This window comes from Kitasatospora sp. NPDC001095 (assembly GCF_053598615.1).
Genome location: NZ_JBSFKQ010000019.1, coordinates 34,126 through 57,829 on the forward strand (window position 1 = coordinate 34,126; position 23,704 = coordinate 57,829).

A 23,704-nucleotide genomic window follows, 5' to 3' on the forward strand; every position below is an offset into this window, starting at 1 on the left:
CGGGGCCGACCACAATGTGGTGGCACCGACCCGAGAGGAGGATCATGAACAGCCTGAGCCTGTATGACGTACTCGCCACCGCACGCCGGGACCGCCGGCCGGCCCTGATGGTCGACGTCAAGTGCCGGTCCCCACGGGACGGGGAGCTGATCTCCGACGAGCAGCTCGAGCCCTACGTCCGGGTGCTGCTCGACGGCGGCGCGGACGCGCTCTCGACCCCCACCGACCCCGACTTCTTCGGCGGCAGCATCCCGATCGCCCGGAGGATCCGCCGGGTGGCGGGGGTTCCGCTGATGCGCAAGGAGTTCTTCCGCACGGTGGACCAGATGGACGAGTCGCACGAGGCGGGTTTCGACGCGGTGCAGATCTCGCTGAGCACGGTCCCCGATCCGGAGCTCTTCGGCGCGATGAAGAGCCGCGCGGAGCGCCTCGGGCTGGAGGTCGTGGTCGGCGTCCACAACGCCGAGCAGCTGGAGCGGGCGATCGAGCTCGGCGCGGTCGCCGTGGGCATCAACAACCGGGACATCACGGCACTCGAACTCGACGACGGCACCGTCAGCCTCAGCGAGAAGCTGATCGCCGGCTGCCCGGACGACCTCCTGGTCATCTCCGAGAGCGCCTTCCACTCCGAGGCGGACGTGTCCCGGGCCGCGAACGCCGGGGCCCACTGCATCCTCGTCGGGACGGCCATCGCCAAGAGCGACGACCCGGCGGCCACCGTCCGGTCGCTGCGGGACGCGGCGAGGGCCTAGGAGGTGTCCGACGATCTCCCACCGGCCTCGTCCGGCGGTCCCGGCGACCGGCTCGGACGCTGCCTGGACCGGTTGGCCGCCGCACGGCAGCGGGCCCTGGCGATCTACCTGACGCTGGGTGACCCGCTGACCGGCGACCGGCCGGACCTGGCCCTGGCGGCGGTCGACGCGGGCGCGGACATGCTCGAGTTCGGCATCCCGACTCCGGGCGCCCGCCCGCGCGGTGCGGAGATCGCGCGCTCCTTCGAACGCGCCCGCGGGGCGGACCAGGAGCAACTCTGGGAGTGGCTGGGCGAGTTGCGCCGGGCCGCGGCGGACCTCCCGGTGCTGCTCCTGGTGTACCCGCAGACCGTCGCCGACCTCGGCTGGGACCTGCTCCTCGCGCGGTCGGCCGCGGCCGGGGCGGACGCGCTGGTGCTCGCCCGCCCGGACGGGCCCGAGGACCTGGAGCGGGTCGCGGCGGCCGGCCTCAGCGCCGTCCCCGGGATCGCTCCGGCCGCCGACCCGGCGCGGGTCCGGCAGCTGGAGTCGGCGGCCGCCCACCTGACGTACCGGAACCTGGCCGACCGCACCGGGGCGGACCTCGACCTCGACGAGGCCACCCGCCTCACCCGGCGGCTCGGCGCGACGGCCGCCCGGCCGTTCCTGGTCGGCTTCGGCATCCGCGACGAGCGGCAGATCCGGGCCCTCGCCCCGGACGCGGCCGGCGTGGTGGTCGGGAGCCGGCTGATCAGCGTGCTGTCCCGGGCGGCGCCCACGGCCCGCCCGGACGCACTTCGCGAGCACATCGGCCGCTGGAAGGCGGCCACCCTCCTTGACGGATCCCCAACGGAACAGTGAGACACATGCGGGTCGACATCATCGGCGGCGGTCCCGGCGGGCTCTTCCTCGCCGTACTCCTGCGCCGGTACGAAATCGCGGACGACGTACGGGTCTTCGAGCGCAACGGGCCGGAGACGACGTACGGCTGGGGGGTCGTCTTCCCGGAGGGCGCGCTGGACGAACTGGGGCGGGTGGACCCGGCGACGCACGCCGCGATCGTCGCCGCCGGCACCACCTGGACCCCGGTGGACGTCCGGTACCGCTCCTCCCGGCTGCTGGTGAACGGCAACCGCTTCCACGGCGTCCCCCGGGCCGCCCTGCTCGCCATCCTGCGCGACGCCGCCACCGGGCTCGGCGCGCGGGTGCACCACCACCACCGGGTGGAGAGCCTCGACGACCACTCCGGGGCCGACCTCGTGGTCGGTGCCGACGGCGTGAACTCGGTGGTCCGGCGGGCCCACGAGGACGTCTTCCGGCCGGAGTTCGAACAGTCGGCGTTCCGCTACGTCTGGTACGGGGTCGACAAGGTCTTCCCCTACTTCACCTACATCTTCCGCGACACCGAGTGGGGCCGCTTCCACGGGTACTGCTACCCGTCGGGGCAGCCCTGGAGCTCGATGATCATCCACGTCTCCGAGGAGACCTGGCAGCGGGCCGGGTTCCCGGAGCTGGACGAGAAGGAGTCGGTGCGCCGCTGCGAGGAGATCTTCGCCGCGGACCTCGACGGACGGCCGATCCGGTCCAACGGCGCGCCCTGGGCCAACTTCCGGCAGCTCAGCTGCGCCACCTGGCACCACCGCGACGTGGTCCTGATCGGCGACGCGGCCCACACCGCGCACTGGTCGATCGGATCGGGCACCCGGCTCGCGATCGAGGACGCCATCGTGCTGGCCGACGAACTGCGGGCACGGTCAGGAAGCCTCACCGACGCCCTGGCCCGCTTCGAGCGGGCCCGGATGCCACGGGTCGAGAAGTTCCAGCAGGCGGCGCGCAGGTCCGAGCGCTACTTCGAGAACCTGCACCGCTACACCGACTACGAGCCGACCCAGTTCGCGTACCAGCTGGTGGCCCGGTCCTGGCGGATCACCCACGCCGACATCGCGGCCCGCGACCCCGAGTTCTCGGCCCGCTTCGACGGCTGGTTCCACAGCCGGGCGACCGGACGGCAGACGCAGCTGGCGCCGCCGCCGGCGTTCGCCCCGCTGCGGATCGGCGGGCTGCACCTGGAGAACCGCCTGGTCAGCGAGGCCGGGACGCCAGGGACGCTCGGCAGCGCCCTGGTGCTCGGCCCGGAACCCGGCCCGGTGGACGGGGCCGCCGCGCCGACCTGCCGCCGGCTCCCCCTGGCGGACGACCCGGGGAGCTACCGGCAGCTCGCCCGGCAGGCCGTCGACGACGGCTGCGCGATGCTGCTGCTCGACCTCCACGCCGAGCCGTGGCCGGAGCCCGCGGCCGGCCCTCCGGAGCGGGTCCTCGCGGCGCTGGACTCGCTGCGGGCCGCCTGGCCCTCCCCCCGCCCGCTCGCGGTGGCGCTCGGCCCCGACCCGGCCGGCCCGCGGTCCACCGGGTCCGGTCCGCTCGTGGCGCTGGCCCGGCGGCTGGCCGAACACGGCGCGGACCTGCTGCTCCTGGAGGCCCGCGGGGCCGCCGACGAGCCCTCGGACGTCCTCCGACTCGCCGACGCGGTACGCAACGAGGCCGGGATCGCGGTCATGGTGGACGACGCGCTGCGGACCCTCGACCAGGTCCACACCGTGCTCGCGGCCGGCTGGGCCGACCTCTGCGTGCTGCGCCCGGCGCCCACCGAGACCGACGTGGTGTCATGACGCCCCTGCCGACCGACACCCCGTACTGGAACCCGAGAACAGAGACCATGCCGCGCGAGGAACTGGTGCGCTGGCAGTGGCGGAAGCTGCGGCGCGCCCTGGAACACGCCGAGCACTCGCCGTTCTGGCGCGAGCGCCTGCCGAAGGGCATCGCCTCCCTGGAGGAGTACACCGAGCGGGTGCCGCTGGTGTACAAGTCCGACCTGATCGCCGCCCAGCAGGCCGAGCCGGCTCCGTACGGCACGATCCCCTCGACGGATCCGGCCCTGGCCGTCCGCTACCACCAGACCAGCGGCACCAGCGGCAACCCGCCGTTCCGCACCTTCGACACGGCGCGCGACTGGACCTGGGCCGTCGACATGTGGTGCACGGCCCTGTACGGCGCGGGCGTGCGGGCCGGGCAGCGGGGCTGCGTCGCCTTCGGGTACGGCCTGTTCATGGGCTACTGGGGCATGCACTACGCCCTGGAGCGGATGGGCAGCATGGTCGTCCCGGTCGGTTCGATGGACTCCCGCAGCCGGGTGCGGCTGCTGGTCGACCAGCGGATCGACGTCCTGGGCTGCACGCCCACCTACGCGATGAGGCTCGTGGAGACGGCCCGGGAGATGGGCGTCGACCTGGCCGCGGAGGCGAACGTGCGGATCGTGGTGACCGGCGCCGAACCGCGCCCGGACTCGACCGCGCGCGCGATCGCCGACGCCTTCGGCGCCCGGGTGTACAACTTCGCCGGGATGACGGAACTCGCCACCGTCTTCATGTTCGAGTGCCCGGCGAGGGCGGGCAGCTGCCACATCATCGAGCCCGGGGTGATCGAGGAGGTCCTGCACCCGGTCACCCGCGAGCCGGTCGGCTACGGCGAGCAGGGCATCCGCGTGATGACGGCGCTCGGCCGCGAGGGCATCCAGATCTTCCGGTACTGGACCGACGACCTCGTGGTGAAGCGGCCGTGGCACGAGTGCGGCTGCGGCCGGAGCTGGGACTGGTACGACGGCGGCATCCTCGGCCGGACCGACGACATGCGCAAGATCCGCGGCATCTCGGTCACCCCGGTGATGATCGAGGACATCATGCGCGGCTTCGACCAGGTCAGCGAGTACCAGACGGTCCTGCGGACGGTGCGCGGGCTCGACACCGTCGTCGTCCGGGTCGAACCGCGGCCCGCACCGGGCGCGCGCCGCTCCGACCAGGCCGAGCTCTGCGCACGCATCGGCGCCGAGATGAAGCGCCAGCTCGGCCTGCGCCCCGAGGTCGAGCTGGCCGACCCCGGCAGCCTCCCCCGATTCGAAGTGAAGGCAGCGCGATTCCATGACGAACGAGCCGGTTGACCACTCCCCCGCCGCCGCGGCCCGGCTCTCGCCCGAGGAGGAGGGGCAGCTGCGCGACTGCTACCGCGTGCTGCACGGGCTGGCGGCCGACTGCCGGGTGCCCTCCGTGCGGGCCGCGGCCCGGGCCGCCGTCGCCGAGCTGCACGCCGCTCTCGACGGGCAGGCGCTGGACTTCGAGTTCTACAGCCACCGCTGGACCGGCTGACCGCCGCCGCCCGGGTGAACCGAAAAAAATCTTCGAGCACCCGGCGGGCCGATGTCGAGATCCCGACGACGGCACCGATGTCTCATGTGAGCGGTGCCCGTGGGGCGCCGGATCCACAGAGCGAAAGTCGAAAGGGCATGAGCATCATGCAGAAGATCGTCCAGCAGGCCATCGACGAGATGGTGGAGTCCGGCGCCGAGCAGGGGATCCAGGTCGCGGTGTACCAGCACGGCGAGCTGGTCGTGGACGCGGTGGCGGGCGTCGCCGACGCCGACAGCGGCCGTCCGGTCACCTCGGACATCCCGTTCTACAGCGCCTCGACCGGCAAGGGTGTCACCGCGACGGTGGTGCACGTCCTCGCCGAGCGCGGCGCCCTTGACTACGACACCCCGATCGTCGAGCTGTGGCCGGAGTTCGGCGCCCACGGCAAGGACAAGGCGACCGTGCGCCACGCGCTGACCCACTCGGTCGGCGTCCCGGCGGTGCCGTCCGACCTCACCATCCCGGACCTGGCCGACTGGGACCGGATGGTCGGTCTGCTCGCCGACGCCGAGCCGTGGTGGGAGCCCGGCACCAAGACCGGTTACCACGCGATGACCTGGGGCTTCGTGATGGGCGAGATCGTCCGCCGGGCCACCGGCAAGCCGATCTCCCAGGTGCTCAAGGAGGAGGTGACCGGTCCGCTCGGCATCGCGGACGAGCTGTTCTTCGGCGTCCCGGAGTCCGAGCTCGGCCGGCTCGCCCGGCTGGAGGACGCGCCCGGCACCGCCGAGATGCTGGCCGCGATGCCCGCCGACCTGCCGCTGTTCAAGGCCACCCCGGCGGCCGTGACCCCGAGCGCCGACTACGGCAACCACCCGCTGGTGCTCGGCTCGGACATCCCCTCCGGCGGCACGATGTCCGCCCGCGCCGTGGCCCGGATGTACGCCGCCCTGCTCGGCGAGGTCGACGGCGTCCGGCTGATCTCGGACGAGCGGCTGCGCGAGGTCACGGCCGTGGCCACCGCCGACGTCGACCAGATGATCGGCTTCCCGATGCCGCGCGCGCTGGGCTACAACCTGGGCCGGCCGGGTGCCAACCCGCAGGACACGCTCACCACGTTCGGCATGCCCGGCATGGGTGGCAGCACGGCCTACGCCGACACCGAGACCGGCATCGCCTTCGCGCTGACGAAGAACCGGTTCTTCCCCGGTCCCGCCTCCGCCGTCGACCAGCTCAGCGAGCTGGTCGCGCAGCACGCCGCCGCCAACTGAGACCTCTGGTCGGGCCGGGCCGCCACCTCGGCGGCCCGGCCCTTGACGGCTCCCTAACACCGGAACACAGTCACCAGAGGGGGACACACGCATGGCAGTGACAGAGAGATCCGTCGGCCTCGCCGGGGGGGCACCGAAGACGAAGAGGGTTCCGACCCTCGAAGGGCTGCGCGGACTGGCCGCCGTCGGCGTGCTCGCGTACCACGTCGCGTACGAGGCCAACGTCAGCCACTCGATGGCCGAGCCGGGGCATGACCTGTGGAGCGTGCTGGCCAACGGCCTGGAGGTGTGCCTGTCGCCCTTCTTCGTGCTGTCGGGCCTCCTGCTGTTCCGCCCGTTCGCGCGCGCCACGATATCCGGGACCCGGCGACCCGCGACGCTCCCGTTCCTCTGGAAGCGGGCGCTGCGGATCGTGCCGGGCTACTGGGCGATGGTCCTGGCCGTCCTGCTGCTGATCGACTTCGACAACATCGACGGACCCTGGTACGTGCTCAAGCCGTTCCTGATGGTGCACTTCGTGCTGACCAGGAACCCGATGGACTGGATCGCCGGCCTGGAGCCGACCTGGACGGTCCCCACGGAACTGGTGTTCTACCTGAGCCTGCCGCTCATCGGCTGGCTCGTCCAGAAGTACGCGTCCCGCGCCGCCGACCCGAGCCGCCGGGCCCGCCGGATCGCCCTGCCGCTGGCCCTGGTCGCGCTGGCCAGCCTGGGCTGGACCACCTTCGCGTACCTGCCCGCCATGAAGGCCGACGTCTTCTACTACTCCTTCTTCCCCTTCGGCTCCTTCAGCTTCTTCGCCGGAGGCATGGCGCTCGCGGCCCTGCTGGCCTACGCCGAGACGACGTCCCAACCGCCCGCCCTCTTCCGGATGGTGGCCGCGCGGCCCAACCTGTGCTGGCTCGGCGCGGGCGTGGTGTTCCTGCTCAACATCCCCAAGCCCTTCGGCATCCCGGGAACCGGCACCTACGGCGCCCTGGCGCAGGAGCTGACCGTCCAGGTCCTCACCATCCTCTTCGCAATGCTGGTGGTGCTGCCGCTGACCGTCCCCGGCGTCAGCTCGCGGCTGATGGACGGCGTGCTCGGCAACCCGCCGGTGCGCTTCCTCGGGCGGATGTCGTACGGCATCTACCTCTGGCACCTGCCGATGATCCACGCCTGGTTCAAGAACGGAAGCATCTTCGACAACCACGCCATGCCGGTCGGCGCGTTCGTCGGCAAGGCGGGCTTCTGGGAGCTGCTGGTCTTCGTCCTCGCGGGCAGCGTGCTGTTCGCGACGGTGAGCCACTACCTCATCGAGCGCCCCGCCGAGCGGCTGCGCGACCTGGTGGGGTCCGGCAAATGACCGAGACGGGGACATCCGGGCCACAGGGGCCGATGCGCTACGCGGACGTGCCGTCGCGGCTCAACGTCGCCGACTGGTTCGTCGACCGCAACGACGGCGAGCGCACCGCGCTGATCACCGACACCGGGCACACCACCTACGCCCAACTGGGCGCGCTGGCCAACCGGGTGGGCAACCTGCTGCGCGGCCTGGGCATCGGGCGCGGCGACCGCGTGATGATGGCGCTGAGCGACGGCGTCGAGTACGTGGCGGCCTGGTACGGCGTGCAGAAGATCGGTGCCGTCACCGCGGAGGTCTACAGCTACCTCCACCCGAAGGACTACCGGTACTACCTGGACTACGTGAAGCCGTCGCTCACGCTGGTCGACCGGGCGACGGTGGCCGCCCTGCGCGAGGCCGGGGAGCGCAACCTCCTGGTGATGGGCCTGGCGCCGGAGGAGCTGCTCGAGGGCGAGCTGCACTACGAGACGCTGCTCGCCGGGCAGTCGGACGAGCTGGCCGCGGTGGAGGTCGACCGGGACGACATCGTCATGTGGAAGTTCACCACGGGCAGCACGGGCGCGCCCAAGGCCGTCCTGGTGCCGGCCCGCAGCCCGGTGCTGAGCTTCGACTGGTACGCCCGCGGCGTCCTCGGCCTGCGCCCGGACGACGTCGTGCTGCCGGTGCCGAAACTGTTCTTCGGCTACTCGCGGGACACGGCGGTGCTGTTCCCGTTCGGCGTCGGCGCCGCCGGGGTCGTCTTCCCGGAGCGCAGCACGCCGGAGCGGATCTTCGACCTGATCGAGCGGCACCGGCCGACCGTCCTGGTCAACGTGCCGACCATGATCAAGGCGATGGTCGACCACCCCGACGCCCGCACCCGGGACCTGAGTTCGCTCCGGCTCTGCATCTCGGCCGGCGAGGCGCTTCCGGGCGAGCTGCACCGCAGGTGGCTGGACACCTTCGGCGTCGAGGTGACCGACAGCATCGGCTCCTGCGAGGTCTACCACGCCTACATCTCGAACCGGCCCGGCGAGGCCCGGATCGGAAGCCTGGGCAAGGAGGTGCCGGGGTACCGGGTGAAGGTGGTCGACGACCACGGCGAACCGCTGCCCGACGGCGAGCTCGGAGTCCTCCAAGTGGTGGGCGAGACGGCCGCGTTGGGCTACTGGGAGGCGCCGGAGCAGACGGCCGTGACCTTCCCCGCGGAGCACACCGTGCGCACCGGCGACCTCTTCACCCGGGACGAGGAGGGCTTCTTCTACTACCGGGGCCGGGCGGACGACCTGTTGAAGGTCCACGGGGTCTGGGTGGCACCGGTCGAGATCGAGGACTGCCTGCTGAACCACCCGGCCGTGGACCAGTGCGCGGTCGTCGGCTACCAGGAGGACGGCCTCACCCTCACCAGGGCGTACGTGGTCCCCCGCGCCGAGGTCTCGGCCGCCGAGCTGAAGGACTTCGTCCGCGCCCGGATGTCGCCGCAGAAGTACCCGCGGGACGTCCGGTTCGTCGTCACCCTGCCGCTGACCGCCAACGGCAAGGTGGACCGCAAGGCGCTGCAGCGGCTCTGAGCGCCCCTCGGGCAGCACAGCGGTCACCGGCGCGGCAGGCACCACCGCCGCGCCGGTGACCGCTGTTCGTCGTTCCCGGGGCCCGGTGGAGGCGCGGTCGCGGTCCGGCGGCGGCCCGGCGGCGGCCCGGCAGCGGTCCTGCAGCGGCTTCGAGAGAAGTCCGAAGAATCTTGCCCGCGGATGTCGATGACGCGTCGTCGGCTTCGACTACCAAGTGCAGGGCAGAGATGCCGGCTGCTGCGGCCGCCGGGACGGAGTGGACGCCGTCCCGACGGCCGCCCGGCACGCGGCGCCCCGCGGGAGGCCCCGCATGCCTCCCTTCTCGTGTCGTGCGGTGTCCACGGGGCTCCCCGTGCCCGCTCCGGGCCCCCTCCGCGCCTCCCGGCGTCCGCCGCGACCTGCGCGAACGCGTGCTCCCCCGTGATCGTCCGGCCGGTTCGCGGCCCCGCAGCGGTTCTTGACCGTGCTCCGCGCCCCGCTGTTTCATAGCGAGCATCGCCGACCGCGGTTGAGGCCTGCGCACCAACCGCCGCCCGCCGGGCACCAGTCGGCCACCGGACAAACCGTTTCCGTTCAGCTGCCGCCCACGGCTGCACCGCTGACGTCCACGATTCGGAGACCGTCGATCATGCAGTTCCACGAGGAACACCCCTGGCCTGCCACCGACATCCCGCGAGGGGGCTCGGTGGCCATCCTGCACGCACCGGAGAACGGCTGGCTGGCCGGTGCCGAACGCCGCATCCGGCAGCGCCCCACCGCCGTCCACGAGGAGTTCTCGCTGGTCGGCCGGGCGGTCGGCCGGGGGCCCGTCCGGCCGGAGGCCGACCCGCAGGGCCTGGTCTTCGGCACCGTCGACGACCGGGCCAGGGCCCGGCTGCTCACGGTGCTGGCCGAGGTGCTGCCCGCCGGGCTCCTGGAGGAACAGGTCGAGCGGCTCTACCGCCGCGGCGACGACGCCGAACAGCGCGGCGTGCTACGGGCGTTGGCGCTGCTGCCGGCCTCCTGCACGCGGCTCGGACTGGAGCTGGTCGCCGACGGCCTGCGCAGCAGGGACCCGCTGCTGATCGCGGCGGCGATGGGCCCGTTCGCGGCCCTGCACCTCGACCAGACCAGGTGGCGGCACGGCGTGATGACCTGCCTGCTCGCCGGTGTGACGCTATCCGCCGTCGCGGAGCTGGTCCCCCGTACCGACTCCGAACTGCTGCGGATGGCACACGAGTTGGCGCAGCAGCAGCGGGCGGCCGGCCGGGACATCGGCCCCGACCTGCGGGCCCTGCTCGGCATGACCGTGCTGTTGGCGCTCATGCCGCGCCCGCGCGGCGGCCTGCGCTGAGGCGGGCCTCAGCGGCCCGGACTCGTCACCGGCCGTTCCGTCACCGGCGGGCTCGTCACTGGTCGTTCCGTCACCGGTCGTTCCGTCACCGGTTGTTCGTCGCCTCGGCGCGGGCCTCCAGGTAGCGGCGTTCGGGAAGGCTGCCGGTCTGCCGGGCGGCCTCGCGGTAGCTCTCCCGGGCCGCCGCCGGATCGCCGTTCAGCTCCTGGAGATGGGCGCGGACGGCGGCGAGCCGGTGGTGGCCCGCGAGCCGGCCGTCGGCCTCCAGGGTCGCGAGCATCTCGAGCCCGGCCGCCGGGCCGTCGACCATCGCGCGGGCGACCGCGTGGTTGAGCGTCACCATCGGGCCGGGGGACATCCGCTCCAGCACCTCGTACAGAGCCGTGATCTGCGGCCAGTCGGTGTCCTCGGCGCGCGCGGCCTCGCCGTGCACGGCCGCGATCGCCGCCTGTACCTGGTACGGCCCGGTCACCATCCGCGGGAGCGTCTCGGCGATCAGCGCCAGCCCCTCCTTGAGCGCGGCCTGGTCCCAGCGGGAGCGGTCCTGCTCGGCGAGCGGGACGAGGCTGCCGTCGGGCCGGGTGCGGGCCGGGCGGCGGGCATCGGTCAGCAGCATCAGCGCCAGCAGGCCCGCGACCTCGCCCTCCCCGGGCAGCAGCCGGTGCAGTTCACGGTTGAGCCGGATCGCCTCGCGGGCCAGTTCGGGGTGCAGGAGGTCGGGGCCGCTGGTGGTGGTGTAGCCCTCGTTGAAGATCAGGTAGAGCACCTGGAGCACGACCGCCAGGCGTTCCTCGCGCTCGCTCTGCGGAGGCATCCGGAACGACGAGCCGGTGGCCTTGATCCGCTGCTTGGCCCGGCTGATCCGCTGGGCCATGGTCGCCTCGGGGACCAGGAAGGCGTGCGCGATCTGGGCGGTGGTCAGACCCCCGACGGCCCGCAGGGTGAGGGCGACCTGCGAGCCGGGCGTGAGCGAGGGGTGGCAGCACAGGAAGAGCAGGGTGAGCATGTCGTCGTGCTCGGCCGCCTTGGGCTCCTCGCCGGGGCCGGGCGTCACCGTCTCGTCGGTCGGGGTGAGCGCGGCGACGGTGGCCTCACGGCGCTGGCGGGCCTGCTCGCTGCGCAGCCCGTCGATCACCCGGCGGGCGGCCACGGTGATCAGCCACGCCCGGGGGTTGTTGGGGACGCCCTGGTCGGGCCACTGGACGGTCGCCGCCAGCAGGGCGTCCTGGACGGCGTCCTCACAGGCGTCGAAGTGTCCGTAGCGGCGGACGACCGCGCCGAGGACCTGCGGTGCCAGCGATCGGAGCAGGCCCTCGACCCGGGCGTCACGGTTCATCGGCTCAACTCTCCGCATCTGCTTCGAAGACGACCTGGCGGACCTCGATGCCGGTGTACCGGGCATCGGGGATCTGGCCGGCCAGTTCGACTGCGCGCTCCCTGGACGCACAGTCGACCAGGTAGTAGCCGGCCAGGAACTCCTTGGTGTCCGTGTACGGGCCGTCGGTCACCGCGGGCCGCCCGTTGCGGACTCTGACCGTGGTGCTGGCGGACGGATCGGCGAGGGCCTGGGTCGTCACCATCTCACCGGAGTCGAGGATCTTCTGCTGGAACGTGGCATGCCCGGAGTAGACCTCGTTCCGCTCCCGCTCCGGCAGACCGTCCCAGATGACCGGGTTCATATGGATCAGAAGCATGTATTTCATACCATCATTCCTTGGTCCTTCGCGCGGTCGGCTGGTGCTCTGCACCTGAGACGTCGCCGCAGGCGGCCCGCCCTCGACATCCAAGCCGAGATGACGCCGCTGCGCCCGAGTTTCCGCCGGAGATGTCGAGACCTTGTCGCCGGGTCCGACGTACCGGTGTGACGGCACCCGCGGATGCCGAGTGCCCCGAGAACGCGGAAGGACCCCCGTAATGAGCGACACCACGTCCCCCGGCGAGGCCGCACCCCGGGCCGGACGGCGAGAGTGGACCGGACTCGCCGTCCTCGCCCTGCCCACCCTGTTGGTCTCGATCGACGTCTTCGTCATGCTGCTGGCCCTGCCCAGCCTGTCGGAGGACCTGCACGCCAGCGGTGTGCAGCAGCTGTGGATCACCGACATCTACTCGTTCATGCTGGCCGGCCTGCTCGTCACCATGGGGTCGCTCGGCGACCGCATCGGACGGCGCCGGCTGCTGCTGATCGGTGCCGGCGCCTTCGGCCTCGCCTCCGTCGCCTCCGCGTACGCCGTCAGCCCCGAGATGCTGATCGCCTCGCGCGCCCTGCTCGGCATCGCCGGCGCCACCCTCGCGCCGGGCACCCTCTCGCTGATCACCACCATGTTCCAGGACCCCAAGCAGCGCGGCGCCGCGTTCGGCATCTGGGGCGCGTGCTTCTCGGCCGGCGCCATCATCGGCCCGATCATCGGCGGCACCATGCTCGACCACTTCTGGTGGGGCTCGGCCTTCCTGCTCGGTGTCCCCCCGATGGTGCTGCTGCTCGTGCTCGGCCCGGTCTTCCTGCCCGAGTTCCGCAACCCCGAGGCCGGACGCCTGGACCCGATCAGCGCGCTGGAGTCGATGGCGGCCGTCCTGCTCGCCATCTGGGGACTGAAGGAGATCGCCAAGGACGGCTGGCAGCCGCTGTCGATCGCGGCCGTGCTGGTCGGCATCGGCTTCGGCATCCTCTTCGTCCACCGCCAGCGCAAGCTGCCGAACCCCCTGCTCGACCTGAGCCTGTTCGGCAGCCGCTCCTTCTCCGCGGCCCTGGTCAGCCTGTTCCTCGGCACCATGCTCACCGGCGCGGTGATGTTCTTCGTCACCCAGACGCTGCAGCTGGTGTACGGCCGCGACCCGCTCCACTCGGGCCTGTGGATGCTGCCGGCGATCCTCGCCAACACGATCAGCTTCGGCATCTCCCCCAAGCTCGGCCAGCGTTTCCGCCCGGCGTACGTCATCGGTGGCGGACTGGTCCTCGCCGCGGTCGGCATGCTGGTGATCACCATGGCGGAGCCCGGAACGAGCCCGGTCGTGCTGATCACCGGCTTCGCCGTGGTCTTCCTCGGCTCCGGCCCGATGGTCACCCTCGGCATGGGCCTGGTCATGGGCTCCGCGCCGCAGGAGAAGGCCGGTTCCGCGGGCGCGCTCAACGAGACCAGCGGCCAGCTCGGGTTCGCCCTCGGCATCGCCGCCCTGGGCAGCATCGGCACCGCCGTCTACCGCGGCACCCTCAGCGTTCCGGACGGCCTGCCGGCCGACGCGGTCCGGGCGGCGAAGGACTCCCTCGCCGGCGCGACGGAGGCCGCCGGCTCGCTGTCCGCCCAGGTCGCCGACACCCTCCTCACGCCCGCCCGGGCGGCCTTCGCCTCCGAGCTCCACACCGTGGTGACCATCTCCGGCGTCCTGCTGGTCGCCACCGCCGCCCTGGTCACCTCCCTGCTCCGGCACGTGCCTCCCACCGGCCAGCCGGCGGCCGAGGCCGCCGCCGAGGGCAGCGAGGACTCCGTCCCCGCGACCGGCTGACCGCACCACCCAGCACGACGACCGACGGCTGTGGCCGGGGCTTCGCACCCCGGCCACAGCCGTCGGTCCGTTCCCGGGTACATCCGGCAACTCCCGCCGCCCCGGCGCGACTCGAGGAAGAAGGGCACGACGGTGTCGAATCCCCCCGCCCCCGTTCGACGTAGGGGCCGGCGGCGCCGCCCGGCGCCGCCCGGTGCCGCGTACCGGCCGAGAGACCGGGCGGCACCGTCCGAGCGTTCTCCACCCCGGAGAAAGGGACTGCCGTGAAATCCCAGTTACCCGTCCCTGCGATGACGCTGCCGTCGCTGGAGGGCCTGCGGGCCGTCGCCGTCGTCTTCGTCTTCGCCAACCACGCGCTCCTGCTCCCCGTGTTCTCGGACCCCGCCGCCCACTCCGCCTTCAACAGCCTGACGGGCAACGGGCGGGTCGGCTTCCTCGCGGTCTCGGTCTTCTTCGTCCTCAGCGGGTTCGTGCTGACCTGGTCCGCCAGACCGGGCCGCAGAACCGTCGACTTCTGGCGGCGCAGACTGATGCGCATCGGCCCGTCCCACGCCCTGGTCGCGGTCCTCGCCCTGAGCCAGTTCGCCGCCGCGGGCGACACCATCAGATGGGTTCCGGCCATCGCCGGCCTCTTCCTGGTGCAGACCTGGTGGCCCTCCCAGGACCTGATACTGTACCAGTTCAACGGGCCGAGCTGGACCCTCACGGTGGACCTGCTGTGCTACGCCCTGTTCCCGCTGCTGCTCCGGTTCGTCCGGCGGATCGACCGGCGGGCACTGTGGCCCTGGCTGATCGGCCTCGGCGTGACCGCCGCCCTGATCCCGGTGATCAGCCGGCCGCTGCTCTCGGGGTATCCGCCGAGCTTCTACCCCGCGGGGTCCTGGCCCCAGATGTGGGCGCTGTGCTTCTTCCCGCCCGTCCGGACGATCGAGTTCGTGATGGGCATGCTCCTCGCCCGGATCGTCGCCGACGGGCGGTGGCCGAGGATCCGCGTCCTGCCGGCCGTCCTGCTCAACCTCGCCGTCTTCCTGCTGCTGGCCCACCTGCCCGCCGTCTTCATGGTCGCGGCGCTCTACCCCATCCCGGCCGCGCTGCTGATCGGCTCGCTGGCCTCCGGTGACCGCTCCGGCAGGGGCACGATCCTCGACGGGCGCTTCATGATGTGGCTCGGCGAACTGTCCTTCGCCTTCTACATCATCCACATCACCGTGATCTTCGCGGCACACGCGGCGTTCTCGGGCCAGTTCGTGGGCTACGCGGGCCGATACACCCCGACGACGTTCTCCACACCCGTCGCCATCCTGTTCATCCTCGGCCTCTACGCGCTCTGCGTGGCACTTGCCTGGGTGCTGCACAAGACCGTCGAGGTGCCGGCCATGCGCCGCTGGGGCCGGCCACCGGCCCGACGCGCACCCGACCGCACGGACCCGGAGCCCCAGCTCAGGACCTGACCACCCGCCGGCACGGGTGAGAACACGGAAGAGCCGGAAGCCCGGGGGCCGCGAGGGCCCCCGGGCGACCGGTCAGGAAGAGAAACCATCGCTGTAGACGACCGGCCGGAGCTCGATGCCCAGGCCCTCGACCGCGGCGTCCGGGATCATCGCGGCGACCTCCCGGGCGCGCTCCGCGTCCCTGACGTCGATGACGTAGATTCCGCCCATGTACTCCTTGGCCTCGGCGTACGGACCGTCCGTCACCGCGGGCACACCGCCCCGGACGCTCACCACGGCACTCTGGTCGACGCCGGCCAGCGCCAGGGTCCCGACGAACTCGCCGCTCGCCTTGATCTTCTCCATGAACCCGCCGTGCCCTTGGAAGAGGGCGTTGCGCTCCTCCTCCGACATCGCGTCCAGGACCGCGGCGTTCGGGTACATCATGATCAGGTACTTCATGGTTCCGCTCCCTGCGACGTGAGGCGCCTGCTGCGCCCCCCTCCACTACTTCGTCGGCGCCGACGCGCCGCTCTCGACATAGTGGCGAAGAAGTGCCTTCCCTCCCAACCGGATCGCCGACGTCCGCTTCAGGAAGTCGGCGATCCGAAGGCCGAGGGCGGCACGGGGCGGCGGGAGGCCCGCAGGACCCGCAGCAGGGTGCGCGGGTGCATCAGGGACTGCGGGGAGGCCACCAGTCCGGCGATCCGCACCAGTGCGTCGGTCACCCGGGGATCGTGCACCGCCGCCCGCTGGGCCAGCGCGACGTACCGGTTGACCAGGCTGGTCTGGGCGGTCCGCCGGCCCTTGACGCCGGGGTAGCCGAGGTCCGACACCGCGGCGAACTCCCAGGGGGTCTTGATCTCCCGCGCGACCTCGCGGAAGAAGTCCTGGGGGCGCGGCAGCCGGCGCCCCGCGGAGTGCCGCCGCAGCACCAGCGCCTGCAGCGCGGCCGAGGTCATGCCCTGGGCGTAGGCGGGGTTGAAGCTGCAGACCGCGTCGCCCATGACGAGCAGCCCGGCGGGGAAGCGCTCCAGCCGGTTGTAGTCCCTGCGGACGCTGGCCGGGAAGCGGAAGCGCAGCGGTTCGTCGAGGGGTTCGGCGTCGCGGATCGCCTCGTGGATCTCGGGGGCGGGCAGCGAACGGACGAAGGCGTCGAACCCCTCCGGGTCGGTGGGCGGGTGGTCACCCACGATCCCGGTCACCGACAGCTCCACCCGGTTGTCGTCGCCGGGCACCCGGTAGAAGAACCCCCCGCGCGGGTGCGAGGGCGTGGCGGCCGGGATGATGGCGATCTCGCTGCCGAACGGGTCCTTCTCCAGCCGGTAGTGGCGGGTGGTGTATGCCAGGTCGATCTCGATCCGCTCCTCGGGGGGCGCCTGGTACCCGAGGTCGGCCAGCCACAGCGGGGTGCGCGAACCGCGACCGGTGGTGTCGACGACCAGGTGGGCGGAGAGCGTCCGCTCCTCGGCCCCGGGGGTGCGCTGCTGCACCCTGACCCCGGTGACCCGGTGCCCGGAGGCGTCGGTCACCGGGGCGACGACGTCGTGCTCCTCCAGGAACGACACCTCCGGCAGCGCCCGCACCCGCTCGCGCAGGTGGTACTCGAGCACCGGCCGGGTGGCCGGCACGGACGGCAGGCCGGTACGCGCGGGGCGCAGCCGCAGCCCGTTGAAGTACCAGCGGATGTCGCCGCTGAAGTCACCGGGCCGCACCCCTGCGGCGATCAACTCCTCGGTGAGGCCCGGGAACAGCGACTCCATGATCTGGTGGCCCCGGGCGACCAGCCCGTGGGCGTGGTTGCCGTGCGGGACGCCGCGGCGCGGCCCGCGGACCCCGAGGATCTTGTCGCGTTCGACGATCACGACCCTCGGATAGGACTCGGAGAGCACCCTGGCCGCCAGCAGGCCCGCAATGCTTCCGCCGAGAACCACGGCACATTCGTCGGTACGGGTGGCCATGAAGGTCCCCTCTCTACGGATTCAGGACGGGTACGGCGGTCAGTTCCCGGACGGGCGGAACTGGCCGGGAGTGCGGCCCTCGCCGGCCGGGCCGCGGTAGGCCTGGGCGAGGTCGAGCCAGCCGTCGGCGTCCCTGCCCTCGGCCGTCAGGGCGAGGTCGTCGCGGTGGCGGCGGCGGGTCACCAGGAGGCAGAAGTCGACGGCGGGGCCGCTGACGCGCTGCTCGGCGTCGGCGGGGCCGAACTCCCAGCGGGCGCCGGACGGGGCGGTGATCTCGAAGCGGAACTCCGTCGCGGGGGCGGCGAGTCCGCGCGCCTGGTACCCGAAGTCCCAGGTGCGGACGGCGAATTCGACCAGGTAGCGGAGCCGGTCGGTGTGCTCGCGGTGCACCCCGAGCGTGTCGGCGATGTCCTGGCCGTGGCCGAACAGCTCCATCATCCCGGCGGCGGCCAGGACGGGCGCCGGCAGCGGGCGGACCAGCCACGGCACCGGCTGACCGGCCGGGACGGCCGCCAGGGCCTGCTCGGCGGTCCTCCGCTCGGCGTTCCAGCGTTCCAGCAGCTCCTTCGGCGCGCCGGACGCCAGGTAGGGCGCCAGGTAGGGCTTGAGGGACTGCTGCACCGCACCGTCGAAGTCCTGCCCGACGCCCGCGGCCAGCGCCTTGAACGCCTCCGGATCGGCCGCGGCGGTGCCCGCCAGCTTGAAGGTGGCCGCGAGGTGGGCGATCTGGTGGGCGATGGTCCAGCCGGGCGCCGGGGTGGGCCGCGCCCAGTCGGCGTCCGCGAGGTCCGCCACCAGGGCCTCGACGGCGTCGCCGTCCGCCGCCAGTGCGGCTGTCACGTCCTGTGAGTCGGGCATGCCTCTTCCTTCCGTCAGGGGGTCCGGATGCCGACGCCGTCTCGACTCGCTTTGCGGAGCGTCGGATTCGGGGGCCTGCCCAGTATCGGCCGGGCCGAGATCGGCGGGCTTCTCTGCTCGTGCTGTGCGCCCGTGCGCCCCGCGGTCGACCGGCGGGCGGCCCGCGGGCGGCCCGCCGGTCAGTCGGTCGCGGCCGGTCGGTCGGTCGCGGCCGGTCGATCGCCGGTCGGTCGGTCGCGGTCAGTCGGTCGCCGGTTCGAGGCCCGCCAGCGCGAGGCGGTGCCGGCGGCTGATGTACCAGGCGGCCGCGCCGCACAGCAGGGCGAGGGCGGAGACCGCCACCAGGACGGCGGAGGCCGAGGAGACCAGGCTCGCCAGCAGCAGCGGCCCCATCAGGCCGCCCAGCCGGTTGAAGAGGGAAACCCACCCGGTGGTCCGGCCGCGCCGTTCCGGCTCCGCCAGGTCGGCCGCGATCGGGAGGAAGATCGCCGCCATCGAGTTCACCGAGAACAGCGCCGCCACCAGCGCGCCCGCGGCGATCCAGCCCACCTCGGCCACCGCGCCGCTGGCCGTGAGCGCCAACAGCAGCACGGCGGTTGCGGTGGCCAGGCCCGCGGCCATGGAGGTCGGGCCGAAGCGGCGGTAGCCCAGCATCAGGAGCAGGGCGCACGGGATCATCGCGATCGCCGCGACCGTGAGCATCAGGTTCGCGGTGTGCACCGGTACGCCGCCGATCCTGGCCAGGCTCGGCACCCAGGTGGTGAGGCCGAAGGTGAGCAGTCCGATCAGGGTGGCGAAGGCGCGCTGCAGGCCCTGGGTGAGGGCCCGGGAGGACCTGGGCAGGTGCCGGACGGCCGGTGCGTCCGCGGCCGCCGGGGCGGGGGCGGAGACGCGGTTGGGGACGAAGGGGGTGAGTAGGGCCAGCACGGCACCGGTGGGGGCGCCGATCAGCCAGAGGATCCGCCAGCCGAACACCGGCTCCAGCCACAGCGCCGAGCCGGCGGCGACGAGGTAGCCGACCGCGGTGGCGACGACGGAGAGCGCCACCACCACGGAGCCGCGGACCTTTCCGCCGGCGGTCTCGGTGAGCAGGGTGATGAGCAGCGGGGCGAGGCCGCCGACCGCCAGGCCCATCAGGCCGCACATCACCAGGTTCCCCTCGAAGGTGGGCATCGAGCCGCACATGCTGGTGGCGGTGAAGCCGAGGGTGGCGATCAGGTAGGAGCTGCGCCGGCCGATCCGGTCGGTGAGCACGCCGAACAGCAGCGCCCCGGCCGCCGTCCCGGTCAGCCCGCAGACCGCCAGCAGGGAGGCGGTACGGGGATCGAGCCCGTACTCGGCCCGCATGCCGGGGATGACGAAGCCCAGGGTCGAGGTCTTGCTGATGTCGATGGTGAGGGCGGCCGTGCCGATGACGGCGACCAGCAGCCGGCCGCGCCGCGCGGACCCGGAGTCGGCCTCGACGGATTTCGGCCGCCCGCGCAGCGCGGCGCCGGCCACCACGAGCAGCAGTCCGCCGAGGGCGGTGAACATCTCCGGCATGTCCGCCAGTGCCATGCCGTGCAGCTTCCGGCCGTCGTCGGCCGGCATGTGGGCCATCGGCATCGAGGGATCCATGGCGAAGGAATGGTGGAAGGCGAATGCCGAGGAGACCAGCACGATCAGGCTGCCCAGGGAGAGGAGCAGCGTGGCGCCGGTGGTCCGGCCGGGGGCTGTGGTGGACAAGAGCGACCTCCGTTGACCAGGGGTGTGGTGATCGCGCGAGGGCCCTCGACATTTCCCGGCTGTTCTCCGGCCGCCGGTGGGCCCTGGAATGTCGCGCTGAGTGACTGGAAAGCTATGCCCGGCGCGCGAAGGGCTGCTTCTCGCATTGTGCGGGGATCCGAGGGTTGTGGGCGCGAACCGCCCTGGGATAACGGCATTTTGCTTGACTGAAGGAATGAGTCCGCGTCACACGGATCCCAGCACCCGTCCGGCGCTGGTGGACATCGCCGCCCGGCTGCTCGCGGAGGAAGGGCCGCAGGCGCTGTCCGCCCGTCGCATCGCGAGCGAGATCGGCGCCTCCACGATGGCCCTCTACACCCACTTCAACGGAATGCGCGGTCTGGTGCGCGCCATGGTTCACGAAGGGTTCGCCCGGCTCCAGCACTACTTCACCCTGGTGGAGTTCAGCGACGACCCGGTGAGCGACCTGGCATTGCTGGGTCGTGCGTACCGGCTCAATGCGCTGGCCAACCCGCACCTGTACGCGGTGATGTTCGGAGGGTCCTCACTGGCCGGTTTCTCACTGGGCGAGGAGGACCGGCAATACGGCCGCTACACGCTGGCGGGCGTGGCCGAGTGCGCCGCCCGGTGCATCGAGGCCGGCCGGTTCCGGGCGGCGGACGCCGACCTGGTCGCACACCAGATGTGGTCCGCCGTTCACGGTCTCGTCGCTCTGGAGCTCGGCGACTACCTGACCGAGCCCTGGAACGCCGATAGCCTGCTGGAGGCGCAGTTGGTGGGGCTGATGGTCGCCGTCGGCGACACCCGGGAGGCCGCCGTCAACTCGGTGTCGGCCTCCGCGGAGCGGCTCCGGGAGGAGGTGGACTCGGCGGCCGACGCGGATTGAGGGGTGGAACCGCCGTGATCCGGGGAGGACATCCGCGGGCACCGGCCCGGCACGCTCGTCACACCGGTCACTGGCGTCCCGCCCGCCCCGTCCGCACCACCCGGCAGCTACGTCTTCCCCCCTCCGCCACACCTCTTCAATTGCTGCGATATTTCAAACATATACCGGCGAGTATCTCCTCTTCGGCTTTGCCGAATAAGGGCGTGAACACACCGTTGTACTTGTCATGTCCGCCTGCTACGGTCGTCAATCGCAATCGCGAGAACACGCAGTGTCACTGGCGCTTTAACGAAGGGAGCCGGGATACCTCGCACGCTCCGGCAGCCGAATGTCATCCCCCCGATCGGCTGCGTCACGGGACGCAGCGCCGGAGCGAAGTTTCCGTCGTCCACCGGGTACAGCGAGAATCTGGAGTCACCTTGAAACCTGCAATCGAAGAAGCCGTGGCCCGAGCCATCGAGATCATGCACGAGAACATCGGCGAATTACTGACCATAGACGATATGGCAGAGGCTGCCATCTACAGCAAATTCCACTTCTCCCGGGAATTCCAGCGGGTGACCGGGGTCTCGCCGAGACGCTTCCTGTCCGCCATTCGCATCGAGGCCGCCAAGCGCCTGCTCCTCGAGACGGACTGCACCGTGACCGAGATCAGCCACCGCGTCGGCTACAACAGCGTCGGCACCTTCAGCTCACGGTTCGCCAGCAGCGTCGGCACCTCGCCCACGATGTTCCGCCAGTTACGCGGCTTCACCAACCGCATCGAGCTCGACACCCGGCGCTGGAACCAGCCGACGGAACTCGCCACCGTCCGCGGCGAGATCCGGGCGTGCGACGCCGAACGACTCGGCCGCGTCTTCGTCGGACTCTTCCGCACCCGCATCCCCGAGGGCCGGCCGGCCGCCTGCGCCGTGCTCCCCCGCCCCGGTTCCTTCCTGCTCGAACACGTGCCGGCCGGGACCTGGTACCTGCTCGCGCACTCCGTCCCCGCCTCCTGCGAGGAGGTCCTCACCGACGAGGCCTCCGTCGGCTCGGTCGGCCCCATCGAGATCAGGACGAACGTCCCGGTGGACCCCCTCGAACTGCACCTTCGCCCCGTGCGCGCCCTCGACCCACCGGTCCTGCTCGCGCTGCTAGATGTCCGGGCAGCGGCCATCTCCAGGAACAGCGAGCTACGCGAGGCCGGCTGAGCGGGCACCGGGAAACACGGCGACGGCCCGGAACTCCGGCTCCGGGCCGTATGCCTGACGTGCCATCGGGTGAGCGTGGCCGCCACGGGGAACCTCTTGCCGGGTCTCGGACCCAGGATCGGCCCGAGTCGCCGATCCGGGGCTCCGGATCGGCGACTCGGGCGTCTTGGTCGGCGGGGTACGCGTCACCCGGCCGCGGAACCGCGCGGGGCGCTCAGGCCCGTCGCCGTACCGCGATGAACACCGCGCCCAGCACGCACGCGGCGGCGGCGGTGACGTAGGCGAGGTGGTAGCCGGCGAGCTGGTCCTCGGTGGTCGCGGCGACCAGCACCAGCAGCGCCACGCCCACGCTGGCGCCGATCTGCTGGGTCACCACGTTCACCGCCCCGGCGACGGCGTGCTGCCGTTCCGGGACGCCGGAGAGGCCGACGGAGGTCATCGAGGGGAAGTTCAGCCCCTGACCGATGCCGCTGACCACCAGTCCGGGCAGCACGTGCAGCAGGTAGTCGCCGTCCTGCGGCGTGCCCAGCCACAGCCCGGTGCCCACCCCGATCAGGACGAGGCCGACGGCCATCAGCGTCCGCGGGGAGTGCTTGGCGAGCAGCCGGCCGGTGGCGAAGTTGGCCGTGAGGAACACGGCCAGGGACATCGGCACCAGGGCGATGCCGGACTCGAACGGCGAGTAGTGCAGCATCCCCTGGAGGTACAGCGGGGCGAAGAACAGCATCCCGACCGAGCCCGTGTACTGGAGGAACGCCGCCAGGCTCGCCTCCCGCACCGAGTTGGCCCGGAAGAGGCCGAGCGGGAGCACCGGGTCGGCGGTGCGGTGCTCCCGGACGACGAACAGCACCAGGAAGAGCACGGCGGCGGCGAGGACGATCCAAGCCGAGGCGCCGCCGGTGCTGACGCCGACGACGAGCAGGGTGAGGCCGAGCGTGCCGGTGATCGCGCCGGGCAGGTCGAGCCGGCCGCGGTGGCCGGCGCCGTCGGGCAGTCCGACGCGGGTCGCGGCCAGCACCCCGAGCCCGAGCAGCACCGAGAACCACAGCACCGAGCGCCAGCCGAGGAACTCGGTCAGGACGCCGCCCAGCAGCACCCCGCCGCTGAAGCTCGCGGCGCCGACGGCCGCGTACACCCCGAAGGCCCGGTTGCGTGCGGGACCGGCCGGAAAGGCGTCGGTGAGCAGCGCCAGCGCGGCCGGACCCGACAGGGCGGCGCCGATGCCCTGCGCGGCTCTCGCCCCCAGCAGCGTCGCGGTGTTCGGGGCCGCCGCGCCGACCAGCGCGGACACGGTGAACAGCGCGACGCCGACCTCGAACACCCGCCGCCGCCCGAGCACGTCGGCCAGTCGGCCGCCCACCAGCAGGAAGCCGGCGAAGGTGACGGCGTAGGCGGTCATGACCCACTGGAGCGTCGTCTCGTCCAGGTGGAAGCGCTCTCCGACGGACGGCAGAGCGGCGTTGAGCACGCCGAGGCCGCTCACGTCCAGGGCGAGTGCCCCGGCCAGCACGCCGAGTGCCAGTCCCGGCCGGCGGACCGGGGAGGCCGGTGCAGGTCCGGGTAAGGAGTTCTCGGCATCGGTCGACGCCGCGTCAAATTTGTCAACTGCCATGCGGACAGCTTGCATTGGCCGCTCATCCGCTGTCCACTCCACCCCGGCCCGCAAAACGGCACTGAATGGTACCGTCCCAGGAGATCGAATCGGACACTTTGTCGATCAAATTTCGCCACTGCCACAACCG

Annotated in this window: 20 protein-coding genes; 13 read left to right on the forward strand and 7 right to left on the reverse strand. The window is 72.2% G+C overall.

Annotated elements, in window-relative coordinates; translation table 11 throughout:
* The first annotated feature begins 44 nt into the window (after positions 1 to 44).
* The 9 genes from ACWDBB_RS18225 to ACWDBB_RS18265 all read left to right on the forward strand — a co-directional run bounded on the left by ACWDBB_RS18225 (position 45) and on the right by ACWDBB_RS18265 (position 10,411).
* The gene (locus tag ACWDBB_RS18225; protein WP_449790556.1) at positions 45 to 752 is read left to right on the forward strand and encodes an indole-3-glycerol-phosphate synthase; all 708 of its coding nucleotides are present in this window, start codon (positions 45 to 47) and stop codon (positions 750 to 752) included.
* Between the two features lie 3 nt (positions 753 to 755).
* Positions 756 to 1,592 (forward strand): tryptophan synthase subunit alpha, encoded by an 837-nt coding sequence (locus tag ACWDBB_RS18230; RefSeq protein ID WP_449790557.1) that lies wholly within the window; start codon positions 756 to 758, stop codon positions 1,590 to 1,592.
* Positions 1,593 to 1,597: 5 nt separating this feature from the next.
* On the forward strand, positions 1,598 to 3,400 hold the full coding sequence (locus ACWDBB_RS18235) for an FAD-dependent monooxygenase (protein ID WP_449790558.1): 1,803 nt from the start codon (positions 1,598 to 1,600) through the stop codon (positions 3,398 to 3,400).
* On the forward strand, positions 3,397 to 4,725 hold the full coding sequence (locus ACWDBB_RS18240) for a phenylacetate--CoA ligase family protein (RefSeq protein ID WP_449790559.1): 1,329 nt from the start codon (positions 3,397 to 3,399) through the stop codon (positions 4,723 to 4,725). Before ACWDBB_RS18235 ends, ACWDBB_RS18240 begins: the two co-directional genes overlap by 4 nt.
* Positions 4,706 to 4,930 carry a DUF6052 family protein gene (locus ACWDBB_RS18245; RefSeq protein ID WP_449790560.1) on the forward strand — a complete coding sequence of 75 codons (225 nt, stop codon included), beginning with the start codon at positions 4,706 to 4,708 and terminating at the stop codon, positions 4,928 to 4,930. The genes ACWDBB_RS18240 and ACWDBB_RS18245 overlap by 20 nt, the downstream gene beginning before the upstream one ends.
* Positions 4,931 to 5,067: 137 nt before the next feature.
* Positions 5,068 to 6,183, forward strand: coding sequence for a serine hydrolase domain-containing protein (locus ACWDBB_RS18250; RefSeq protein ID WP_449790561.1), 1,116 nt, complete (start codon positions 5,068 to 5,070; stop codon positions 6,181 to 6,183).
* 91 nt (positions 6,184 to 6,274) lie between these two features.
* Positions 6,275 to 7,528 (forward strand): acyltransferase family protein, encoded by a 1,254-nt coding sequence (locus tag ACWDBB_RS18255; RefSeq protein ID WP_449790562.1) that lies wholly within the window; start codon positions 6,275 to 6,277, stop codon positions 7,526 to 7,528.
* Positions 7,525 to 9,078 carry a benzoate-CoA ligase family protein gene (locus tag ACWDBB_RS18260; protein WP_449790563.1) on the forward strand — a complete coding sequence of 518 codons (1,554 nt, stop codon included), beginning with the start codon at positions 7,525 to 7,527 and terminating at the stop codon, positions 9,076 to 9,078. Before ACWDBB_RS18255 ends, ACWDBB_RS18260 begins: the two co-directional genes overlap by 4 nt.
* Before the next feature lie 628 nt (positions 9,079 to 9,706).
* Positions 9,707 to 10,411, forward strand: coding sequence for an EboA domain-containing protein (locus ACWDBB_RS18265; RefSeq protein WP_449790564.1), 705 nt, complete (start codon positions 9,707 to 9,709; stop codon positions 10,409 to 10,411).
* 85 nt (positions 10,412 to 10,496) lie between these two features.
* Here ACWDBB_RS18265 and ACWDBB_RS18270 read toward each other — a convergent pair whose 3' ends face one another.
* On the reverse strand, positions 10,497 to 11,747 hold the full coding sequence (locus ACWDBB_RS18270; RefSeq protein ID WP_449790565.1) for an RNA polymerase sigma factor: 1,251 nt from the start codon (positions 11,745 to 11,747) through the stop codon (positions 10,497 to 10,499).
* A 4-nt stretch (positions 11,748 to 11,751) separates the two neighbouring features.
* Positions 11,752 to 12,114 carry a YciI family protein gene (locus tag ACWDBB_RS18275; protein ID WP_449790566.1) on the reverse strand — a complete coding sequence of 121 codons (363 nt, stop codon included), beginning with the start codon at positions 12,112 to 12,114 and terminating at the stop codon, positions 11,752 to 11,754.
* Between the two features lie 211 nt (positions 12,115 to 12,325).
* Here ACWDBB_RS18275 and ACWDBB_RS18280 point away from each other — a divergent pair, with 211 nt between their 5' ends.
* Positions 12,326 to 13,912 carry an MFS transporter gene (locus ACWDBB_RS18280; protein ID WP_449790567.1) on the forward strand — a complete coding sequence of 529 codons (1,587 nt, stop codon included), beginning with the start codon at positions 12,326 to 12,328 and terminating at the stop codon, positions 13,910 to 13,912.
* 290 nt (positions 13,913 to 14,202) lie between these two features.
* The gene (locus tag ACWDBB_RS18285) at positions 14,203 to 15,363 is read left to right on the forward strand and encodes an acyltransferase family protein (protein ID WP_449790568.1); all 1,161 of its coding nucleotides are present in this window, start codon (positions 14,203 to 14,205) and stop codon (positions 15,361 to 15,363) included.
* A 72-nt stretch (positions 15,364 to 15,435) separates the two neighbouring features.
* Here ACWDBB_RS18285 and ACWDBB_RS18290 read toward each other — a convergent pair whose 3' ends face one another.
* The 4 genes from ACWDBB_RS18290 to ACWDBB_RS18305 all read right to left on the reverse strand — a co-directional run bounded on the left by ACWDBB_RS18290 (position 15,436) and on the right by ACWDBB_RS18305 (position 19,886).
* A complete protein-coding gene (locus ACWDBB_RS18290; protein ID WP_449790569.1) occupies positions 15,436 to 15,804 on the reverse strand; it encodes a YciI family protein in 369 nt (122 codons plus the stop codon).
* Positions 15,805 to 15,932: 128 nt separating this feature from the next.
* The gene (locus ACWDBB_RS18295; RefSeq protein WP_449790570.1) at positions 15,933 to 17,303 is read right to left on the reverse strand and encodes an FAD-dependent oxidoreductase; all 1,371 of its coding nucleotides are present in this window, start codon (positions 17,301 to 17,303) and stop codon (positions 15,933 to 15,935) included.
* Positions 17,304 to 17,342: 39 nt separating this feature from the next.
* The gene (locus ACWDBB_RS18300) at positions 17,343 to 18,161 is read right to left on the reverse strand and encodes a TIGR03084 family metal-binding protein (protein WP_449790571.1); all 819 of its coding nucleotides are present in this window, start codon (positions 18,159 to 18,161) and stop codon (positions 17,343 to 17,345) included.
* A 240-nt stretch (positions 18,162 to 18,401) separates the two neighbouring features.
* A complete protein-coding gene (locus ACWDBB_RS18305) occupies positions 18,402 to 19,886 on the reverse strand; it encodes an MFS transporter (protein ID WP_449790572.1) in 1,485 nt (494 codons plus the stop codon).
* Between the two features lie 214 nt (positions 19,887 to 20,100).
* Here ACWDBB_RS18305 and ACWDBB_RS18310 point away from each other — a divergent pair, with 214 nt between their 5' ends.
* On the forward strand, positions 20,101 to 20,772 hold the full coding sequence (locus ACWDBB_RS18310; protein WP_449790573.1) for a TetR/AcrR family transcriptional regulator: 672 nt from the start codon (positions 20,101 to 20,103) through the stop codon (positions 20,770 to 20,772).
* Between the two features lie 464 nt (positions 20,773 to 21,236).
* Positions 21,237 to 21,962 carry a helix-turn-helix transcriptional regulator gene (locus ACWDBB_RS18315; protein WP_449790612.1) on the forward strand — a complete coding sequence of 242 codons (726 nt, stop codon included), beginning with the start codon at positions 21,237 to 21,239 and terminating at the stop codon, positions 21,960 to 21,962.
* Positions 21,963 to 22,176: 214 nt separating this feature from the next.
* On the opposite strand, the gene ACWDBB_RS18320 is transcribed toward ACWDBB_RS18315, so the two are convergent.
* Positions 22,177 to 23,574, reverse strand: coding sequence for an MFS transporter (locus tag ACWDBB_RS18320; RefSeq protein ID WP_449790574.1), 1,398 nt, complete (start codon positions 23,572 to 23,574; stop codon positions 22,177 to 22,179).
* Positions 23,575 to 23,704 lie beyond the last annotated feature (130 nt).

What these genes read in the sequence shown, in the direction of transcription:
- ACWDBB_RS18225 (WP_449790556.1), top strand. Translation starts at nt 45, where the DNA reads ATGAACAGCCTGAGCCTGTATGACGTACTCGCCACCGCACGCCGGGAC.
- ACWDBB_RS18235 (WP_449790558.1), top strand. Translation starts at nt 1,598, where the DNA reads ATGCGGGTCGACATCATCGGCGGCGGTCCCGGCGGGCTCTTCCTCGCC.
- ACWDBB_RS18240 (WP_449790559.1), top strand. Translation starts at nt 3,397, where the DNA reads ATGACGCCCCTGCCGACCGACACCCCGTACTGGAACCCGAGAACAGAG.
- ACWDBB_RS18245 (WP_449790560.1), top strand. Translation starts at nt 4,706, where the DNA reads ATGACGAACGAGCCGGTTGACCACTCCCCCGCCGCCGCGGCCCGGCTC.
- ACWDBB_RS18250 (WP_449790561.1), top strand. Translation starts at nt 5,068, where the DNA reads ATGAGCATCATGCAGAAGATCGTCCAGCAGGCCATCGACGAGATGGTG.
- ACWDBB_RS18255 (WP_449790562.1), top strand. Translation starts at nt 6,275, where the DNA reads ATGGCAGTGACAGAGAGATCCGTCGGCCTCGCCGGGGGGGCACCGAAG.
- ACWDBB_RS18260 (WP_449790563.1), top strand. Translation starts at nt 7,525, where the DNA reads ATGACCGAGACGGGGACATCCGGGCCACAGGGGCCGATGCGCTACGCG.
- ACWDBB_RS18265 (WP_449790564.1), top strand. Translation starts at nt 9,707, where the DNA reads ATGCAGTTCCACGAGGAACACCCCTGGCCTGCCACCGACATCCCGCGA.
- ACWDBB_RS18270 (WP_449790565.1), bottom strand. Translation starts at nt 11,747, where the DNA reads ATGAACCGTGACGCCCGGGTCGAGGGCCTGCTCCGATCGCTGGCACCG.
- ACWDBB_RS18275 (WP_449790566.1), bottom strand. Translation starts at nt 12,114, where the DNA reads ATGAAATACATGCTTCTGATCCATATGAACCCGGTCATCTGGGACGGT.
- ACWDBB_RS18280 (WP_449790567.1), top strand. Translation starts at nt 12,326, where the DNA reads ATGAGCGACACCACGTCCCCCGGCGAGGCCGCACCCCGGGCCGGACGG.
- ACWDBB_RS18285 (WP_449790568.1), top strand. Translation starts at nt 14,203, where the DNA reads ATGACGCTGCCGTCGCTGGAGGGCCTGCGGGCCGTCGCCGTCGTCTTC.
- ACWDBB_RS18290 (WP_449790569.1), bottom strand. Translation starts at nt 15,804, where the DNA reads ATGAAGTACCTGATCATGATGTACCCGAACGCCGCGGTCCTGGACGCG.
- ACWDBB_RS18295 (WP_449790570.1), bottom strand. Translation starts at nt 17,303, where the DNA reads ATGGCCACCCGTACCGACGAATGTGCCGTGGTTCTCGGCGGAAGCATT.
- ACWDBB_RS18300 (WP_449790571.1), bottom strand. Translation starts at nt 18,161, where the DNA reads ATGCCCGACTCACAGGACGTGACAGCCGCACTGGCGGCGGACGGCGAC.
- ACWDBB_RS18310 (WP_449790573.1), top strand. Translation starts at nt 20,101, where the DNA reads ATGAGTCCGCGTCACACGGATCCCAGCACCCGTCCGGCGCTGGTGGAC.
- ACWDBB_RS18315 (WP_449790612.1), top strand. Translation starts at nt 21,237, where the DNA reads ATGCACGAGAACATCGGCGAATTACTGACCATAGACGATATGGCAGAG.
- ACWDBB_RS18320 (WP_449790574.1), bottom strand. Translation starts at nt 23,574, where the DNA reads ATGGCAGTTGACAAATTTGACGCGGCGTCGACCGATGCCGAGAACTCC.